The sequence below is a fragment of the Pseudoalteromonas sp. NFXS39 genome, from assembly GCF_040148775.1.
GTDB lineage: Bacteria > Pseudomonadota > Gammaproteobacteria > Enterobacterales > Alteromonadaceae > Pseudoalteromonas > Pseudoalteromonas apostichopi.
The window spans coordinates 507,571-524,314 of record NZ_JAGDEC010000002.1 but is presented as its reverse complement, the minus strand read 5'-3'; the positions used below and the strand labels follow the sequence as shown (position 1 = coordinate 524,314).

9 protein-coding genes are annotated in these 16,744 nt (G+C 38.1%); 5 read left to right on the top strand and 4 right to left on the bottom strand.

Annotated elements, in window-relative coordinates; all coding sequences use genetic code 11:
* Window positions 1-89 precede the first annotated feature (89 nt).
* Window positions 90-2,753: a TonB-dependent receptor gene (locus J3455_RS05920; RefSeq protein WP_167658864.1), complete on the bottom strand. Its 2,664-nt coding sequence runs from the start codon at window positions 2,751-2,753 to the stop codon at window positions 90-92.
* A 640-nt stretch (window positions 2,754-3,393) separates the two neighbouring features.
* On the opposite strand from J3455_RS05920, the gene J3455_RS05915 reads away from it, so the two are divergent.
* The 4 genes from J3455_RS05915 to J3455_RS05900 all read left to right on the top strand — a co-directional run bounded on the left by J3455_RS05915 (window position 3,394) and on the right by J3455_RS05900 (window position 7,657).
* Window positions 3,394-4,569 (top strand): DUF547 domain-containing protein, encoded by a 1,176-nt coding sequence (locus J3455_RS05915; protein WP_130051828.1) that lies wholly within the window; start codon window positions 3,394-3,396, stop codon window positions 4,567-4,569.
* Between the two features lie 62 nt (window positions 4,570-4,631).
* A complete protein-coding gene (locus J3455_RS05910; RefSeq protein WP_349561337.1) occupies window positions 4,632-5,549 on the top strand; it encodes a DUF547 domain-containing protein in 918 nt (305 codons plus the stop codon).
* A gap of 135 nt (window positions 5,550-5,684) precedes the next feature.
* Window positions 5,685-5,813: a hypothetical protein gene (locus tag J3455_RS05905; RefSeq protein ID WP_349561335.1), complete on the top strand. Its 129-nt coding sequence runs from the start codon at window positions 5,685-5,687 to the stop codon at window positions 5,811-5,813.
* Window positions 5,814-5,866: 53 nt separating this feature from the next.
* A complete protein-coding gene (locus J3455_RS05900) occupies window positions 5,867-7,657 on the top strand; it encodes a putative 2OG-Fe(II) oxygenase (protein WP_286257893.1) in 1,791 nt (596 codons plus the stop codon).
* 45 nt (window positions 7,658-7,702) lie between these two features.
* Here the strand turns inward: J3455_RS05900 and J3455_RS05895 are convergent, their stop codons facing one another.
* From J3455_RS05895 to J3455_RS05885, 3 genes are all read right to left on the bottom strand, one after another.
* Entirely contained in the window at window positions 7,703-9,349 is a 1,647-nt protein-coding gene (locus tag J3455_RS05895) for a tetratricopeptide repeat-containing sulfotransferase family protein (RefSeq protein ID WP_167658861.1), read from the bottom strand.
* A 76-nt stretch (window positions 9,350-9,425) separates the two neighbouring features.
* The gene (locus J3455_RS05890; protein ID WP_130051832.1) at window positions 9,426-12,284 is read right to left on the bottom strand and encodes a TonB-dependent receptor domain-containing protein; all 2,859 of its coding nucleotides are present in this window, start codon (window positions 12,282-12,284) and stop codon (window positions 9,426-9,428) included.
* A gap of 255 nt (window positions 12,285-12,539) precedes the next feature.
* A complete protein-coding gene (locus J3455_RS05885; protein WP_349561332.1) occupies window positions 12,540-14,888 on the bottom strand; it encodes a DNA polymerase II in 2,349 nt (782 codons plus the stop codon).
* A gap of 68 nt (window positions 14,889-14,956) precedes the next feature.
* Here J3455_RS05885 and J3455_RS05880 point away from each other — a divergent pair, with 68 nt between their 5' ends.
* Window positions 14,957-16,672 carry a tetratricopeptide repeat-containing sulfotransferase family protein gene (locus J3455_RS05880; RefSeq protein WP_349561330.1) on the top strand — a complete coding sequence of 572 codons (1,716 nt, stop codon included), beginning with the start codon at window positions 14,957-14,959 and terminating at the stop codon, window positions 16,670-16,672.
* The last annotated feature ends 72 nt before the right edge of the window (window positions 16,673-16,744 follow it).

The following is a 16,744-nucleotide window of genomic DNA, read 5'->3' as shown; positions in this document are numbered from 1 at the left end:
ATTTTTAAGTATTGAGAAACGAGAATTAGACAAAAAAAACCCCGCGATGTCGCGGGGTTTTATTGCTTATACTAATTTGTTTTCAAAGTTTAGAATTTTTGTTCTAAACGAAGGTACATTGAACGACCTGTTTGATCGTATAATGACCAGCTTGAATCACGGTAGTCACGGAAGCCGTCATACCAAGAAGGAGCTTTCTTATCAAATACGTTGTTAACACCTACAGAAATTTTAGTATTTGTTGGTGCAGTATATGTGAACTGAGCATTATGCTTGAAGTATGAAGGTACATCAGCAAGGTAATCAACACCCCACTCTTCATTACCAGACTCTTGTGCACCTACGTAGAACATAGTCCAAGACGCACTGTAGTCTTCATAAGAGTAGCTAACACCTAAATCAGCTTTCCAATCTGGGTAATCTTGAAGACCTGCATAATCAAATGGTTCTGCATCTTTGTCAGCTTTCTCTTCAAATTCCATAACTTTAGAAACGTTTAGCATAACACCGAAGTCACCGAAGCTAGTTTCATGCTTGTAACGAGTTGAGAAGTCGATACCAGACGTTTGTAGTGATGCTTTATTGATATAACCTGTGTAGATGTAATCAATTTGACCATTACCATTAGCACGGTCGATAGCATCTGGCGTAGAACCTAAACCACCCTCTTCTTGTTCAATACGTAGAAGCTCAGTAGTGCTTACGTCATCAATACGGTTCTCGTAGCTGATATCGTAGTAAGTTAATTCTACGGCTAAACCATCAACGATATCCCATACGAAACCAAGAGTCGTAGAATCACCTGTTTCTTCAGTAAGATTTGCATTACCACCGAACCATGTCGCTACTTGCTCACCAGCGTCAGAACAGTAACCTTCTAGTGCTTGACCTGGGTTAGCATCACACCATGCTGTATCACGAACAGTTGGGAAACTTAATGCATAAGACTGGAACATTTCGCCCATGTTAGGAGCACGGAAAGACTCACCCCAAGAACCACGGATTAATAATGTTTCAGTTGGACGCCAAGTAACACCTACTTTTGGAACAACTTTATCGAATGTAGTGCTCTTTTCACCAAGGTTTGTCATACCAGACTGTTCGTATTTCTCATAACGACCAGCAACTGTTACATCAATTTCGTATGGTAAGCTTGCTTGGATTTCCATGTAAGCAGCAGTACGGTCACGAGTTGCATACACGTCATCACCGCCTGAACCACCAGAGATGAAACCATTTGCAGATTCAGGATCAGATACTTGAGTGAAATCAATTTCTTCAAATTCAGCACCAACAACACCAGCAATAACGAAGTCACCGTTATCAACAAAAGTAGTAGACACTAAACCATCAATTTGTTGACTTTCGTAACGACCTTCATAAGTACCAGTGTGCGCTGCATATTGGTATAAATCAGTTAATTGAGTGTTCCACTCATCGTAGCTCATACCAGTAGTATTAAGAATATCGTACTCACCAGAATCAATCGCGTTTTGTAACATTACGTCGTTAACTAGGTTACTACCGAAAACGTTTGTTTTAGAAATGCTATTTTGGTAGTTGATTTCCCAATCAAGGCCATTGCCAATATCAGTGAAACCTTCAAGACCTAATACGATATCAGTTGTAACAACTTCTGTTTTAGTGTCACGGTTACCAATTGGTACAGAGCGCATGTAAAGACGGATGTCTTCGCCTTCTGGGTTATACTGGTTGTCAGCGTCCATCCATACAGCACCCGTAGATACTGGAGTACCAGCATAACGTGAATTTGTTTCGTTGAAACTTGCCATTGCACGGCCAACAAAACGGATGTTATCAGTTAGTTCATAGTTAAAGTTTGTTAAGAATGAGTTATTTTCTACGTCTGGGTAGAATTTTGTAACGTTACCGTAGTTATATAAACAACCGCCAACGCCATTTTCATCCATAGCATTCACTACGTCAGCTGTTTGATCACATAACTCTGGGTTTGAGATGTAGCTACCTGCACCACCAATTCGATAGTTTGGTACATGGCTATAACCACTGTACGCACCGTACGTAGGATCGTCCATCGCCCAAATTTCTTTGTCGAAGATTGCGTTGTCACGTGAGTTCTCATACGTGAAAATGATATTACCTTTTTCAGATGTATAACCTGAAGTAATTGAGAAAGTTTTGCTTTCGCCACCTTCTACTTTAGGTACCTCGTAATCGTATTTAACGCTAACGCCATCAAAATCTTTCTTAGTGATGATATTGATTACACCAGCAACTGCAGATGAACCATAAACAGCTGATGCGCCATCACGAAGGATTTCAACACGCTCAACAACTGCCATTGGGATAATTGAAGTATCTGCTGATGAACCTGAAGATGAACTTGTACCAGGCATACGACGACCGTCTAATAATACAAGTGTCGCATCAGAACCCAGGCCACGTAAGTTGATGTTAGAAGATGCTGCACCACCTGCGCCGTAACCAGATACACCCTTCCAAGAACCGAAAGAGTTAGAAGCAAGGTTATTTAAAACGTCAGCAACTGTAGGCTCACCTGAAAGGCTAATTTCTGCAGCTGATAAAACAGTTACTGGAGAGCTGTTTTCAAGGTCTACTTGTTTGATGCGTGAACCTGTAACTTGAATACGTTCAACTTTTTCTGCGTTTTCTTCGTCTGCTGCAAATGAGCTTGCAGAAAATGCAGCAGTAGAAGCTGCACCAAAAGCAACCGCTAAGCGAACAGCTTTTGAAACTTTATTATTTAACATTTGATTCTCCCTGGTCCATGTTATTCATGGAATATTTATAGTTATTCAAAATAAATGCATATTACACAGTCATTTTGAGCCATGATAATAATACTCGCGACTCTCAAAGGTCAACACTTCAGTAACGCAAAAGTTCAACTTTTAACAATAAATATAAGAACACCCAAATTAAAAAAACAACATTAACACCTTTAAATCCCTTGAATTACAAAGAACATAACAGTGTTTACAACAAGTTATAAAAGAATTTAAAAATCCACATTTTTGGCATTAATATAGGTACAGGCACAAAACCAACCAATCAATTGCAAAAAAAGCAATAATTAAAGCTTTGCTGTTTTAGATTTTTTATCTGGTAAAAAATAAAAATAAAAAAATAAACACCCAGCAATTACGGTCAATTCACAATTAAACAGGTCAAATTAAAGGGTAATGATAAAATCAAGACTTAAAAATGCAAAAGTTAATAGAATGAACATTCTATTAACTACAAACAGGAAGACAACTTAACCAACAATTTACAACACCTCCTTATTTACTAGGGTAAACATTGGATCCAGTTATATATTCGGTACATGTTCACTTGAAAAAAATGTAACAATCAGCAATAGTTAGATTGTTAAAACAACAAGGAAAAACCATGATTAAACAATTATTACTAATTACATTTACTTTTTGCTCACTTTCTTCGTATGCAAAAATAAATGAACTCCCAGAAGAGTTTTCTGACTTTAGTCTCAATCGTGACATTAAAGTCTCGTACGAGGATCTCGATAAGCTACTTGAAATGACCGTAATAGATATGGGGAAATCAGATCGAAGTTCTCGTAAATCTCAATCCTCTATTGGCACACGCATGAAATCCCACAAAAATAATGATACTGCGCTTGAAGCCAATCGTTTTTTCTTCGAAGGGGTTGTTAAATCAGACATAAAAGATGGATTTCACAAAATTAGGCTTAGCTTAGAAAAGGTACCGAGTGAAGTGTCATTAAACGATTTAAGCCTTGATGAACAATTGGCATATTGGCTTAACCTATATAATACAGCGATGGTTGAAAAGTTAATTGAACACTACCCTGTTCGTGATACGGAAGATCTTCTTTTTGGTGATGACTCAATTTTAGAAGATGAGTTTTTAACCGTTGCCGGTTACAAACTTTCACTCAATGATATTCAACATAAAATTGTTTTTGAAAAATTCGGTAAAAAGAAGCCAATTGTTATGTATGGCTTTTATCAAGGTAACATTGGTAGCCCAAACCTTCGAGATGAAGCGTATAAAGGTAGCAAGGTTTACCATCAACTTGTTGAAAATGGTGAAGAGTTTGTAAACTCAAATCGAGGCATGCAAATTAAGCGTAAAAACCGCCTTTATGTGTCTAAGTATTATGAACAAGCTGAGTCTTTATTTTCAGATTTCGAAAATGACTTACGTGAGCACTTAGAAGACTATGCTGAAGGTCAAATGAAAAGCGATGTTAAATACGCCAAGCGCTTCAAAATTGATATTGAAGATTGGAGTATCACTGATTTATATGGCACCGACCGTGACTATGGCGGTTCTGCATCAACTAACCCTGCGGCAATGCTAAATGCTGTTGTAAGCAACTCTGCAGTACCTATCGGCCCTGAAGGTAGTGGCGCTGGTATTGGGGCAGTAAACGTTAGTCACATTACTGATTCAATTATGATGCGCACCATGGATTTTGGTCGTTTTTCTCCTGAAATGTTAGAAAAAATCAAAAAACTTAATTTAAAGCGCCAAGACAACAGTGGCTCTGTTGAGATTAAGGATCTTGATTCAAAGAATTAAAATAAGATAGCCACTCGTCAAAAGAATGTGATGGGTGGCTTTTTCTGAACAGGGAGTTCGCTATGCTTAAACCACTCTTATTAATTACCACAATTTTCTTTACTGCATACTCGTCAGCAAAACTAGACACTCTACCAGAAGAATTTGCCGATTTCGGCTTAGATAATGATTTAACAATATCTTATGGTGATTTAGATCAGTTGCTTAAAATCACTGTTATTGACTTAGGCCGCTCAGACCGAGGTTTTCGAAAAGGCCAATCAAGCATTGGGACACGCACCCGAGCACATAAAAATAACGATACTGCTTTAGAAGCAAACCGTTTTTATTATGAAGAAGTTGTAAAGGCAAACCTGAAAACTGGTTTTAGAAAAATACGTCTGAGCCTTGAACAAGTTCCTGAACAAATCCCTCTTAATGAGCTCGTCCTATCTGAGCAACTCGCTTATTGGCTAAATTTATATACCACAGCATTATTAAAGAAACTCATTGAGCACTACCCTATCTTCAGTACTGAAGATTTATTATTTGGTGATAATTCATTATTTGGTGATAATTCATTATTTGGTGATAATTCATTACTTGATGAGGAATTTATTACTGTTATGGGACATAGCCTGTCTTTAAATGACATACAACACAACATTGTCTTTAAAAAGTTTGGCAAAAGTAAACCGATTGTAATGTACGGCTTTCATCAAGGGAATATCGGCAGCCCAAATCTTCGCCCAGAAGCCTATATAGGAAGCAAAGTGTATTACCAACTAGCAGACAATGGTGAGGAATTTGATAATTCTAACCGAGGTATGCAAATTAAAGGGAAAGATAGGCTTTACCTATCCGTCTACTACCAGCAAACAGAAGCCTTGTTTGACGACTTTGAACAAGGTTTAAAGTCTCATATTGAACACTATACTAATGGCTCTTTAAAAGATGCTGTAGAGTCATCTAAAGGGTTTAAGCTTACAATAGATGATTAGCATATCGTGGATTTATATCGCACGCATAGAGCCTATGGAGCCTCTTCAGCTATTAACAGGGCTCCGTTAGAAGGTATAGGTGGAATAACATATGGATATCGTGCAGCAGACGGAAGCTATATCACCGATCCCTTAATGAAGCGGCTAGCTCAATTTGGTCGATATCCACCACAAGTTTGGAAGAAAATTCGCAAGCTTTATAAACAAAGAGAACGCATTAAAGGTACAGTAGAAATCAAAGACCTTGATGTAAATCAAGAGTAATATTTTACTTTACTGTACGCCCTGTTAACATAAAGCAAAAACAGGGTGTACGAGTGAATAATACATTGCAAAGAGCTTTGCACGCATTCAATCAACAACAATATGTGCAGGCATTACAACTCCTTTCTTTACATACAAATAAAACCGCTGATTGGTATACATTGAATAGCTTATGTTTATCAGCTGTAAACAAAACTATTGAAGCAGAGCAGTGTTATTTAAAAGGCCTTAGCCAATTTAGTAATCATGTTGGCCTTTTAGACAACTACACCAATCTACTTTGTAAACAAAAAAAGTATGCAGAGTGTATTCAGTTTTGTGAATACAACACAGCTTCTTTGTCACTCGAAAAGCCACGACTTAATTATATCGAAAGTCTAATTAACCAAGACGAATTACTGAAGGCTGAGCTGTTTATTAACGAAACATCCCCTTCGCAAACTTCATTAGTTCGATATCACTGGCTCGCTCTAGAGCTTTTCGAGCGATTGGGTGATTTACAACGTATCGAAGACTATTTTCAAACAAAATTACCAGCCCAATTAAAGGGGCAATTTCATTTCGTTTATAAAGAAGCGTGTAATTATCGTAATTTGGGTAAATTTGACAAAGCATTGGAGCTTTTGAAAATGCTTTTAAAACAGCAACCAAGTGCTGAATTACATTATATAGTTGGTTGTACACATTATGATTTACAACAATATGAACATGCACAAGCTCACCTCAAGGCATGCTTAGAGCTTGCTCCTAACTATGTACCTGCACATGAAAGTCTTAATAAGCTCTACTGGGAACACTCACAAAACCAGTTGATGAGTTCATATGCCCATACTTTTAAAAACTATGATGCTAACCCTGTTTTAATCCATTCTCAAATTGGTCAATTGCTGCAATTAGACAAGTTAGAAGAAGCGTTACTTATAAGTAGTAAAGCAACACAAAGCCATCCGCAGAACTTAGATTTACTTCATGCCCATAGTATTCTTCTTGATAAAACAGGAGAAGCAGAAAAAGCATTTTCACTCCTTCAGCAACTAGTCAAAGCAGCCCCACAAAATGCTCGTTACTGTATTGATTTAGCAAACTTTTACATACAACAAGGCGATTACAGCTCAGCGATCTCTCATTTAGAAACCGCAGTAAAATTTAATCCTAATAACCAAGAGCTTTGGGCATATTTAAGTATTGCTTGGCGACTATCAAATAATGATAAATATCATTGGTTAACTAACCTTGATAAATTCGTTAAGGTAATGGAGCTTCCTGCCCCGCATGGTTTTAAAACGTATGGCGATTTCAATAAACAACTGCAAGAGCTAATGATTGGCCTACACACCAATAAACTACAACCATTAGATCAAAGTGTGCGCAGTGGCAGTCAAACGCAGGGTCACCTGTTGCACCGCTCTAATCAACTCATTGATTTATTTAAGTCATCAATGACGACATGCATAAACCAATATCTGCAGCAGCTGCCAGAAGATGTTAACCATCCTCTATTGGCACGTAACCATCAACGCTTTGTTGCCAAAGGTAGTTGGTCTGTCAAACTAGAACAAGGTGGTTTTCATGCTAACCATATTCACCCACAAGGTTGGTTATCGGCTCCGAGCTATATTTCTATTCCTGATGAAATGAGTAAAGATGATCCGACTAAAAATGGTTGGTTAAAACTGGGGGAAACAAGTCTTAACTTAGGTGATCGAGAATCTATTGCTCGTGAAATATGCCCAGAAGAAGGTCATATTATTATTTTCCCTAGCTATATTTGGCATGGCACTTACCAACTCAAAAGTAAGAGTCCTAGGCTAACAATTCCTTGCGATATCATGCCCTTAAAATAGTGAAAAAAGACCATCAAACTGATGGTCTTTTCCTCTAATTAGCTGTTATCTATTTAAAAGCGCTTTTGCATCTAAATAGGATTTCTCATCAGCCTGTATATGCTTTAGATAATTTACAAAACGACCTGACGAAGACTTATAAAGTGGTTTTCTAACCTGCCAGACACTCGCTGTACTTACAGTGCCAGATTTATTATGAAACCGCTGGGCTTCATCAGAGTATTCTAGCCCTAAAAAACTAAACAACTGTTCTAACACTTGCTCAGGTGAGCAAACGAGCTGGTCGTAATTCAGAGTAAAAATATCATCGCCAAAACGCGACTGCCAATGTGACTTAATTCGTTGTTGCTGCTCGTAATGATGCAATGTATCGTTTAGCGATACAGCATAATTTAAACTTGGACCTAAATGCTGGAAAAAAGCTGATAAGCTATTGTCTTTAATATCTCGCTCTGTCCAGATAATCTTAGCTTTTGGATATAGCTGCTTGATAATGTCTAAGTAAAGGTAATTTTCAGGGCGTTTATCTGTTACATAAAGCGCACCTTCAGCTCTTAAGGTTAATTGTTCTTTATAACCATCAATAAATTCAGGCTCTTTAGCCTTATTAGCAAGAGCCTTTTCATCGCCAATTAAATTGAATAACGATGAATGTAAATAGGCAATTTCACCACCTGCCGCTATTTGCTCGTTAGAGCTGATGATTTGTTCAATTAGTGTTGAGCCAGAACGAAACATACCGCAAATTATAATTGGTGTTATTGAGCTATTCGCTTCTTGCAGAACAATATTACGAGCTAAGGTGTAGTCAGTAATCTTCTCAACAGATTGGCGATCATAGGCTGGTAAATACTTTTTATTGTAATGATTAGCTTTTACATAATAATGCCAAGCTTGCTGATAATTTTTGCAATCATTAAATACTTTACCAAGTGCATAATAAATATCAGCACACGCTATATCATCTGATTCCCGCTGTAATATGGCTAAGCTTGCTCGTTCATAGTCAATTGCATCGCGTTCAGTGAAGGTTTCAATATCGGCCAATCTTGCTTGAGCCATCGCATTAAATGCATCTATTTTTAAAACCTGTTGAAATCCCTTCTTAGCCTTGTCTTTATCACCGAGTTGTTCATAAATATTTGCCAATGCAAAGTGGGCTTGCAGATTATTACTATCAGCACTAATTGCCTGTTCTAAATACTTTATTGCTGAATCTGGCTGATGTAGTTGATCATTATGGACAAAAGAGATTTCGATTAAAGCAGGTACTTTAAACTGCTCAGACAAAACCCTCGCTTGATCTAGATAAGTTAATGCTGCATCTGCGTTATCAAGCTTTCTTTCTATTTTACCTAGCTGAAAACAAATATCAGCTTGCTGCGGGTTTGTCTCATATAAAGGTAATAGCGCGTTTTTTGCAATTTCTAGCTCACCACAACTTAAACTTAATTGTACTAGGGTCAGTACGTAATCAAACTTTGTAGGAGCAATTGATACCAGTTGCTGGCAATAAGAAATGGCTGTTTCAGTGTCTTGTTGCTGCATAGCAACTTTAAAGAGAATCTGTAACGCTTTTTCAGCAAACTCACTGTTATGTGTTAACGGTTTTAATAATTCTATCCCCTGGCTAACTTTACCTTGCTGAAGTAAAGCAACAGCTTGGGTAAACGTGTGTTGTTCTGATGTCATTGTTTCCCCATAAAAAAAGCTTCCCCATAAAAAAAGCGAGCCGAAGCTCGCTTTATCATACATTAATTAATTCAAATTAGAATTTTAATGAAACGCTTGCGTGGAAGTAACGACCAAGTGTGTCGTAGTAACCAGCTACTGCGTTACCATTTGTAGATAATGTACCGCCTACTAATGGTGGCTCTCTATCTAATACGTTATTCACACCAACAAGAACACGAGTGTAATCATTGATTGTGAATGAACCCTTAAGGTCAAGGTAGCTTTGTGAACCGATACCGTCTTGAACTAATGTGTCAGAACCAGTGTAATCGTTCACGCCACTAAAGAAGCGCCATTTAGCTGTCGCTTTCCACCAGCTGCCAGTGTCGTAGCTTGCGCTAAGAACATGACGCCATTCTGGTTGTGGGAAACAGCCATTGTCTAGTGTATCAACACAATCATACGGTTCACTTACACCTGGAATATCTTCATATTCTTTAGTCATCATGTAAGTACCGATTAGGCTAGTCGAAAGTGTACCACCGCCAATTTCCATGTCGTAGTTAGCACTTAAATCGATACCTTCAAAGTGAATGTTACCTAAGTTAGTGTTAGTTGCAACAACTTGACCAGAACCAACCCATAAGCTACCGCTACCAGGTGTACGTTCAATCTTATCACAGAACTGTGCATCGCCTGTTAGACCACATTGACGAACGATTAACTCAGGGTCAATTGCACCGATTGCGTCTTCAAGGTCGATATCCCAGTAGTCGATTGAGAAGTTGAAATCTTCAAATGGGTTACCAACAACACCTAGGGTGATTGTGTCTGCAATTTCAGGACGAAGTTCTGGGTTACCACCGAAGAAACCGTTGTACTGATCCGCAGGGCTCTTACCGATGCTACCATACTGAGAAGCTGAAACACCTGTGTTTGCACAAGCTGATTGGCTAAGTTCTGGAGTTGCAGTCGCACATGGATCTACACCACCCCATAAGCCACGGCTTTGTTGAGCAAATAATTCACCATTGTTTGCTGAACGTACTGCACGGTTGTAGCTTGAACGGATTTTCCAGTTTTCAGTTACATCCCAGTTCATTGCTACTTTATAAGTAGGCTCTGAACCTGAAGTGCTGTAATCAGACCAACGATAGCCTAAGTCGATTAATAGGCTTTCAACACCAGTGATGCCTTCAACGATTGGTAAGCTTAACTCACCGAAGAATTCTGTTACATCGTACTCACCGTTAAGGCTCTTAGTTGGACCACCTTGACCAAGTAGTAGACCTTGCGCGTAAACTTCATCCGCTGTACGGCCGAATGTCTCTTCGCGGTACTCAGCACCAAATACTGCTGCAATTGGGTAATCAGAAGAAGGTAGACCAAATTCAAATTCACCTGTTACGAAACCACTTACGATAAACTGTTCTGTTACACCGTTAAGGATCGCAGTACCTGTTAGTGCACCAGCCGCTTCAGCTGAAACACCTTGGTAAGTAAATACTTCATAAGGAATACAACCTGAAGTTGCCGCACAATCTTCACCATTTGCAGAAAGAGCTGTACTGATACGTGGACCGAAGAAGTCATTTTCGTATGCAGAAGATGAAGAAGTTGAACCATATTGCATGAACGCTTCATATGACCAAAGGTCACTAATTTCACCTTTACTACCTAATACTAAACGGAATGAGCTATGCTCAAGTTGGTTAACACGAGGACCACCTTCAACGTTACGTTTACCGATGTAAGTTGCAAATTGGTCACCTGAAGTTAAACCGAAACGGTCAGTTAGGTTTTGACGCTGTGCATCAGTTAGTAATGGGCTATCATAATCCATTACATAATTTTCGTTGAAGAACGTACCAGATTCTGCGATTTGTGCAGAAGTACGGTCACGCATGAACATAGCTTCAATGAACGGGTGGAAGTTATCATTTACTTCATAGTTAGCAAATAAACCAAGTGTATGACGTTCATCTGGACGCATAAAGTGGTTAACTGGCGCATAGTTATATAGGTTGCCGCTTGAAGGAATGAAGCTGCTATCAGTACCTAGTGTCCAGTAATCGTAATCATCCCAATTGAAGCCACCAGCATCTGTAACACCAGCGATATAGAAGTTAGGAACAACTGCGTTACCAGAACCACCACATGAAGTACCTGTAGAAGATAATGCACAAGATGAGTAATCACGTGAACCTTGACGTAATTCGTTTTGTTTGTTGTAAGTAAAATAACCTACAGCATGACCTTTACCGCTATCGAATGAACCACCTAGCGTAGCAGAGAAATCAAACGATGAACCATCAAAACCAGTATTACCGCTTTCGTATTCAAAACCTTTTTCATCCATTAAACCTTGGATGTACTCGTTATCGTTATCATGTTGATAAGCTGTTGAGCCTAAGTTTACTTCGAAACCTTCGAATTGATCGTCCATTACGAAGTTTACAACACCCGCTACTGCGTCAGCACCATAAGTTGATGAACCACCACCAGTCATAACATCAACACGTTTGATAAGTGCTGCTGGGATTTGGTTGATATCTGCAGATTGGCTATAGATACCACCTGCTTGCATACGACGACCATTGATAAGTACTAAGGTACGTTGTGAGCCCATACCACGTAAATCAAGAGTAGCAGTACCAGAAGCACCATTTGATTGGAATGCAGTACTTGAAGCTTCAAGTTGAGGCAAGCTGTTCATCATGTCTTCAACACGAGTAAAACCAGCAACTTCGATATCTTCAGCTGTTGTAACTTGTACTGGGCTTGCAGTCTCAATATCAGTACGTTTGATACGTGAACCTGTAACTTCAATACGTTCAACTTTTTCTACTGCTTCTTCTTCGGCAGCATAAGAGTTTACAGAAAACGCAGCTGTTGAAGCTGTACCAAAAGCAAGCGCTAAGCGAACTGCTTTTGAAACTTTATTATTTAACATTTGATTCTCCCTGGACCACTATGTTGTGGCTATATTTAGCATAAGCTTGTTTATTATTTGTATCGCATCAGGACTGCGACAAACAAATAATAAACAAATAAAACAAAATATCCAGCTCTTTATTTACAATTTTTTAATGAAGCAGCAAAAAGTTTACTTTTTCTGTTTTTGTGAACAAAAAACAGCCAAATAAGCATTTAAACCTGCCCACTTGATCATTCATCGCAATAAAGAATCAAAAAAATGTTAATTTTTTTAAAAAAGCTGTATTTGACGGTCACTTAGAGATGAAACTATAGTACCCAAATCAACAACAATCATTTCAGCTATTGGTAGCAATTGTTTATTAACATAAATGCTATAATCATAATTATGCTCACCTATGAAGTACTCTGCACCACTAGGGGTGTAAACGTATTCAATTATTTGACCACGCTGAAACGCCAGGTGGGGATTGTCAGCTAAATGCTGTTTCGCAGCTTTTACATGGGGAGGGATGTTTTTTTGATAATCAGTTAAATGCTGACCTAAACGCTTACGATAGATAAGGCTTGAATCAAACTCACCCGCATAGAGTTTTTTAACATACCTATCAAAGGCTTGCACTATTAATTGTGGACTGTAATTTTCTGAAAATAAAATCTCAAATAATTCTGTCTGAAACTTATGAGCAAGCTCTGTCCAATCACTTCTCACAGTTTCCATGCCTTTAAAGACTAATTTTGAAGCGCCATTTTTTTCAACTTTTCCTACATAGCGCTTTTTAGAACCTGTTGTTTTTCCTCTAATTGTAGGCATAAAAAATGGACTATAGTGGGTTTCGAACTCAATTTCCAAGAAACTGTCTATTTTATAATCTTGTAATAATTTAATTTGCCAACATTTGTTAATTTTTTTTGCCAGTTTCGTACCGATTTCATTACAGTTATGCGAATTTAGATCATCATCAAGCCTTACAAAGGTCGAATCTGTATCACCATAAATGACTTCGTAGCCCCACTCTTCTATCCACTGCTTGGTGGTTTGCATAATTTCATGACCACGTAAAGTGATAGAGCTAGACAATCGAGGATCATAAAAGCGACAACCTTTTGAACCAAGTACACCATATAAACTATTCATAATGATTTTAATCGCCTGTGAGAGCATAGGCTGATCTTTGTCTTTGGCTATTTGTCTTGTCGCTGCAAGTTCACGGATCAGTTCAGGCAGGTGGTGTTCAGTGCGTGAAAACTGTGCTTGGTTAAATCCTTCGATTGCATTATCTGGCTTTTTTAATCCCTCTATAAGCCCAAGAGGATCTATACAAAAGGTCCTCATGATCGATGGATATAAGCTTTTGTAATCAAGCACAAGTATATTCTGATACAAGCCTGGCTGCGATGACATAACATAACCACCTGGGCTGTCAAAGCTTAGCCCGTGATCTCCTAAATTCGGGGCAACATAGCCACTTCTATGTAACAGTGGTAAATAGAGATTAGTAAAGGCAGCAACTGAACCCCCCATTCTCTCTAATTCGAGGCCTGTGAGCTGGCTTCTTACAACCGCAAAGTCGAGCAGTTTAAGCTTCTCAAAGATGCGTAGTACCAATATACAATCTTGTCTGTTGTAGTTAGCAAGCGAAAGCTTCTCTTCATTAAACTGACGAATAATCTCTTCAAGGCGATTATCAGTGCTAATCAGCTTTTCTTCGCCAAGTTCAATGCTTGCTACATTGGCAAGGCTAAAACTGTCGTAATGATAAGTGGCATTTTTTAAGGTATCAATACCATCAACCACAACGCGACCAGGTATTGTAATGCGGGTAAAGTTTCCCTCACGCAAACGCATTTTTTCTTTATTACGCCCAAGCTTTAGTGAAATACCTAGTGCCTCAGCCCTTGCATGAAGTACACTAAAGTCAAATTCAATAACGTTCCAGCCAATCAATACATCTGGGTCAATTCGCTGAATTTCAGTCTCAAACTGAGAAAGCAGGTCAATTTCATCTTCACACCAGTTAATTTGATAATCTAATTCGGCAGTAGATTCTGGGCGCCCTATCATTAACACTTTGTCTATGCCGTCTCCGACTAAGCCAATAGAAAATAGTACGCCATCACCATTACACTCTATATCAATAGAAATGAGCTTAAAATTAGGTTTAAATTCATTGTTTGGTTTTAATTTTGCTTTCTTTAGCAGTCTAAAATCGCTTCGTGTATGAATTTCACCTTTAACCCATACAGAGCCTTTTATAAAACGTTCCATCAAAAATCTGTCAATTGGCCTAACATCATCTTCAAACGTCACTATTTGTGAACTTTTTAAAATTTTGATGGCACGGTAATAGTCTTTTAATGAATTAAAATAACAACAGATCACCGATTGATTTTGAAAGTTTTTTAATTTGGCATCTGCAAAACGAACATAAATGTTTTGACTTTGCAAAAGCCTTTCTGCAGCAGACACTTGATTGTCAGGGATGAAAAACACCACTTCTTGCTGTTCAACGAGCACTTTTAATGGGCCGTGTTTACACCACAACCAAAACACAAAAGTAACCCCTGTTGAGCTATCGAAGGCCTCTTTTGAAAGGATAAAACCTGTATCTGTAACCATTTACTTCAAATATCTATCACGGTAGAGGTATAGTACACCCTAACTATAAAAAATTATAAGAGCCAATTATGAGCCCAATTAATGCAATTAAAAGCGCAAAAACACTCGTTGCTACTGAACCACATAAGGCAAAAGCTTTGTTGCTAGACATACTCAAACAACACCCTGAATATCATGATGGCTGGGCATTACTCTCTGAAACTCACAAAATGCTGCAAGAGCACGAACAACAGCAAAGTGCTTTAAAACAATATGAGATGATTTTTTGGTTTAACAAACAATTAGAAACTGCTAAACAACAGTTAAATAACCATAACCCTCGCCAAGCAGAGCAAATCACTAAGCAACTACTACAACTCGTGCCTAATGAGTATAGAGCACTTCAAACGCTGGCTGATATCGCACTAAAGGTGGGAGATAGCAAAGCGTACTTGGACATATCAAAACATAACCTCGAGAACAACTCGCAAAAACAAGCAGTCCTAGAAAACTACTGCCAAGCCTTACTCAATACCAAGCAATTTGAAGAGTTACTCACATTTTATCGCACATCGATCCCCTCTCCTACTTTATTTATTGAGAGTTTAATTGCTATCGCTCATGTAAAAATGATGCAATTTGATAAAGCAAAGGCCATCTATAACAAGTTACTCGATGCAAACTATTACGCAGCCCATTGCCACCTTCGACTTGGTAACATAGAAAAAATCAAAGGTGATACTGAACTTGCTATAACGCACTATAAACAAGCACTCCAACTAGATAACAGACTAGGTGAGGCCTATTGGAATTTAGCTAATTTAAAAACATATACATTTAATAATAGGGATATAGACAGTTTAGTACAACAAACACAATCTGCTGTTCAAAACCTCAACAGTGCTCAACTTTACTTTGCTCTCGCCAAAGCCTATGAACAATGCCACAACTACGAACTCTCATTTAAGACATTAGAAAAAGCAAACAAAATTCAAAAAGCACTAACACCATACAAGCCAAGCAACTTTACTTTTCGTTGTAAAAAATATTTAACTCAAAGATCTATTAATAATCTTACATCTAATGAATCGCTACAGCTGATTTTTATCGTCAGCTTACCGCGAAGTGGCTCTACCTTAGTTGAGCAAATTTTAGCAAGTCACCCTGATGTTGATGCAAGTTACGAGCTCACAGAAATAAATGCAATCGCTCGAGAGTTAGAAAGTAAAAAACTCTCAGATGTTCCTTATGGCCTTGATAAGCTAACTGATAAAGATAAAGCACACTACGCTGATAGATACCTAAAATTTATTGCTCCTTTACGTGGAAAAAACAATATATTTATCGATAAGCAACCAGTGAACTTTCATCATATCGCGTTAATTAAAACGCTCTTCCCAAATGCGAAGATACTCGAAGTAACGAGAGATAAAGCCGCAACTGCGTGGAGTTTATACAAACACTCTTTCTCTGAGGGTCACGCCTATAGCTACGACTTTACATCTCTTGCAGAATATATAAATGATTACACTGATTTAATGTCGCACTGGCATTGCTTATATCCTGACGAAATATTTAAAGTCGACTATCAAAATCTTGTTAATGATTTTTCCAACACCGTGAGTGAGTTACTAACTTACTGCGATTTAGAAATGCATGAAAGCTGCATGAATTTTTATAATCATAAACGCCCAATTATGACACCAAGCTCAGAACAAGTAAGGCAACCCATTTACAAAGATGCATTAACAGAATGGTCTAATTATCAGGTTCATCTTGAACCTCTATTAAAGCTAATAAAATAATAATCGAACAAGTCGCTTGTAGTTGCCCAGTTAAATCTCTAAAATTCATTACTGTAATTATATACATACTTT

Coding starts and splice junctions, on each gene's coding strand:
- J3455_RS05890 (WP_130051832.1), bottom strand. CDS start 12,284: ATGTTAAATAATAAAGTTTCAAAAGCAGTTCGCTTAGCGCTTGCTTTT.
- J3455_RS05895 (WP_167658861.1), bottom strand. CDS start 9,349: ATGACATCAGAACAACACACGTTTACCCAAGCTGTTGCTTTACTTCAG.
- J3455_RS05915 (WP_130051828.1), top strand. CDS start 3,394: ATGATTAAACAATTATTACTAATTACATTTACTTTTTGCTCACTTTCT.
- J3455_RS05910 (WP_349561337.1), top strand. CDS start 4,632: ATGCTTAAACCACTCTTATTAATTACCACAATTTTCTTTACTGCATAC.
- J3455_RS05905 (WP_349561335.1), top strand. CDS start 5,685: ATGAAGCGGCTAGCTCAATTTGGTCGATATCCACCACAAGTTTGGAAG.
- J3455_RS05920 (WP_167658864.1), bottom strand. CDS start 2,753: ATGTTAAATAATAAAGTTTCAAAAGCTGTTCGCTTAGCGGTTGCTTTT.
- J3455_RS05880 (WP_349561330.1), top strand. CDS start 14,957: ATGAGCCCAATTAATGCAATTAAAAGCGCAAAAACACTCGTTGCTACT.
- J3455_RS05885 (WP_349561332.1), bottom strand. CDS start 14,888: ATGGTTACAGATACAGGTTTTATCCTTTCAAAAGAGGCCTTCGATAGC.